Annotated in this window: 4 protein-coding genes; 3 read left to right on the plus strand and 1 reads right to left on the minus strand. The window is 72.8% G+C overall.

Annotated elements, in window-relative coordinates:
- Window positions 1-346 precede the first annotated feature (346 nt).
- Together DEF28_RS26150 and DEF28_RS26155 are read left to right on the plus strand one after the other, a co-directional pair.
- The gene (locus DEF28_RS26150; protein WP_114400840.1) at window positions 347-1,213 is read left to right on the plus strand and encodes a helix-turn-helix domain-containing protein; all 867 of its coding nucleotides are present in this window, start codon (window positions 347-349) and stop codon (window positions 1,211-1,213) included.
- Window positions 1,210-1,392, plus strand: coding sequence for a DUF397 domain-containing protein (locus DEF28_RS26155; RefSeq protein ID WP_114400841.1), 183 nt, complete (start codon window positions 1,210-1,212; stop codon window positions 1,390-1,392). Before DEF28_RS26150 ends, DEF28_RS26155 begins: the two co-directional genes overlap by 4 nt.
- A 67-nt stretch (window positions 1,393-1,459) precedes the next feature.
- On the opposite strand, the gene DEF28_RS26160 is transcribed toward DEF28_RS26155, so the two are convergent.
- Window positions 1,460-1,876, minus strand: a complete 417-nt coding sequence (locus DEF28_RS26160) for an ankyrin repeat domain-containing protein (RefSeq protein WP_233515553.1) — start codon at window positions 1,874-1,876, stop codon at window positions 1,460-1,462.
- A gap of 178 nt (window positions 1,877-2,054) precedes the next feature.
- Between DEF28_RS26160 and DEF28_RS26165 the strand changes: the two genes are divergently transcribed.
- On the plus strand, window positions 2,055-2,591 hold the full coding sequence (locus DEF28_RS26165) for a hypothetical protein (RefSeq protein ID WP_114400843.1): 537 nt from the start codon (window positions 2,055-2,057) through the stop codon (window positions 2,589-2,591).
- The last annotated feature ends 273 nt before the right edge of the window (window positions 2,592-2,864 follow it).

Raw genomic sequence — 2,864 nt, forward strand, 5'->3', positions numbered from 1 at the left:
CGCCCGGCCCGCCCCGGGAGCGGGCCGGCCAGGAGGCCGCGGCGGCGCCGATGGCGGACCCCCCGTCCCGCCGCCGGCGCCGCCGCGGCCGTACATGGGACCGGCACGGCGGTGCTTCGCGCGGCGGCCCGGGCGGAGCGGTCGCGGCGGCGGCCCACCCGGCATACTGGGTGGCCGGCGCGGCCGGCCGTGGACGCCCGGCGCGGGTGCTCGGACGCGCGGGCCGCGGCGGACCGGCGCGGCGGGTGTCGGATTGATCTCGACACCCTTCCGATGCCATTCGTAATATTCGTATTCCGCGTCAACCTTACGAATTTCGTCGTTTTCATCTCGCTAGACTTCCTGCATGCGAGACCCCCACAGCCCTTCACTTCGGCTCCGCCGGCTGGCGGCCGAACTTCGTCGTTCACGGGAGAGCGCCAAGCTGACGGTGACCCAGGTCGCCAAGGAACTCGGCTGGAGCGCGCCCAAGGTCAGCAAGATGGAGACCACCGAGACCAAGCGCATCAGCGCTGCTGACCTCGACAAACTCATGGACCTCTACAAGATCGGGGACCCGGAGACCCGAGAGGCCCTGCAGGCCCTCGCTCGGGACGCGCGGGAGCGGGGCTGGTGGTCGAAGTACAAGGACATCTTCGGCTCCAAGGCGCTGCCGGACTTCGAGGCGGAGGCGTCGACGATCCGCACCTTCGAGGCGCAGATGATCCCGGGCCTCTTCCAGACGCCCGACTACACGGCCGCGCTGCTCGCGGGCCGCCGCTACACGACTCCGGAGGAGATCAACCGCAAGGTCGAGGCCCGGATGGCCCGCCGCGAGATCCTGTACAAGTTCCGGCCAGTGCAGCTGCTCGCGGTCCTCGACGAGGGTGCGCTGCGCCGGGTCATCGGCGGCCCGAAGGTCATGCGCGAGCAGCTGGAGCACGTGCTGCACATCGCGCAGATGCCCAACATCAACGTGCAGGTCCTGCCGTTCTCCAGCGGTTCGCACTCCGCACTCGGAGCACCGTTCACCATTCTGGAATTTCCCGAACCTCTGGACCTTCCCATCATTTACGTGGAAACCGTGACTGATGGGATCTTCGTGGAGGATCGCACAGAAATCGAACGGTACAGCATGGTCTTCGGCGATGTTCAGGGCTCCGCCATCAGCACCGCGCAGTCGGCCGAGTTCATCAGGAGCGTGATCGCGTCCTTAGGGGACGGCGAGCGGTGAGCGATCCCCTGTTCCACAAGAGCAGCCACAGCGGGCACTCCGCGGACTGCGTGGAGGTCGCCACCCTGTCCCGCGACACCCTGGTCCGGGACTCGCGGCACCCCGAGCGGGGCCACCTGACCTTTTCCGTCACCGAGTGGAACGCGTTCCTCGCGGCCGCGAGGAACGCCGGCGTCTAGACGCGACCGGGCACGGTCGCCGGTCCGACCCGCGGCCGGCGACCGCCGTACCCCGCACTCCGCCGCGTCACTCCCCCGCGCCGAACAGCTCCAGGTAGTGGGGCTTGGCGAACATCCGGGCGGCCTCGACCGCCGACGGCTGCCCCGCGTGCGGGTCGGCGCCGTGCTCCGCGAGCACCCGGACCACCTCGTCCTCCCCCTTGAAGACCGCCCCGGCCAGCGGCGACTGCCCGCGGTCGTTGAGGCGGTCGACGTCGGCACCGCGCTCGCACAACCGCCGCACCGTGCCGGCGTGGCCGTGGTAGGCGGCCAGCATCACCAGGGTGTCGCCCCGGTCGTTGGTCAGGTCGGCCGGCACCCCGGCGGCGAGGTAGGCGTCCAGCGCGGCGGTCTCGCCGCGGCGCGCGAAGCCGAACAGCCGCGTCGCCAGTTCGATGACCTCGGGATCGTTCGTCGGGTCAGCGGACCCCTCTGCGTTGCTCACGCGTCCCACTCTAGGAGGGCATCGGGCTGTGACCGTTGTCACGGCGCGTCGCGAACGCTCCAGGTGGCCGGGGCGCACGGCGCCGACCCGACGGCCATGCCGCGCCCGAGGTGCACATGATGCCCATTTTGAGGAGTTTGTCGGTATGGTGCTTGCTCGATCTGAGAGGAGCATCCCCGTGCGACATGTCGTCGGCTTCGTGGTCGGTCTCGTCGTCCTCACCCCGCTCTGCCTTCTCGGAGTGGGGTGGGCGTTCCGCCTCGTGAGCGCCGTCGCCCAGGGAGGTGGCACCCTCCTGGCCGGCAGCGGCCTGGTCGGGATCGCCGCCCTGTGCGCCCTCGCCCTGCTGCTCGCGGTCCTGCTCGCGGCCCCCCGGCTCACGCCCCTCGTGCCGGCGGTCGCCGGCATGGCGCTCGTCGGGCTGACCGCCGCGCACCTGCTGCGTCCGGAACTCGCCGAGCGGGTGCCCGCGCTGCCCGGCGTGGAGGGCGCCCTCAGCCTGCTCTCGCTCGGGCTCTTCCTCCCCGTCGCCCTGGCCCTCGTCGTGCCGATGTTCCTCCCGTCGCGCTGGCAGAGCTACCGGCCGCGCGGGGCGCACGCCGCGGGAGAGGAGGGCGACTACCTGGACGCCTTCTACGACGACGAGCCCGAGAGCGGTACCGACCGCGCGGCGGCCGGGCGCCGCCGGGCGGAGCGGCGCAGTCCCGCCGCCTGAGCAGGCCGCCAGGCGCAGCGTCCGCCGCGCCCGCCTGCCCGCGGTGCCCGCCCCGCACCGGCCGGAAGCCCCGGTCCCGGCTCCTCTCCGGTCCCCGGCCGAGGCCGCCGACGCCACCGCGCGCGGGCGCCGTCATGGCGGCCGGATGTCCGCGGCACGGCCGGTCACCGGGAGCCGCGGCGGCCGGGGGGCTGCCGCTGGCCGCCGCCATGGGAGGCACGCGGCCAGCGCACCCCGCCGTCTAGCGGCGCCAGGGCGGCGCCCAGCCGCTGC

It is taken from the genome of Marinitenerispora sediminis (assembly GCF_003336425.1).
Taxonomy (GTDB): domain Bacteria; phylum Actinomycetota; class Actinomycetes; order Streptosporangiales; family Streptosporangiaceae; genus Marinitenerispora; species Marinitenerispora sediminis.

Coding starts and splice junctions, on each gene's coding strand:
- DEF28_RS26150 (WP_114400840.1), top strand. CDS start 347: ATGCGAGACCCCCACAGCCCTTCACTTCGGCTCCGCCGGCTGGCGGCC.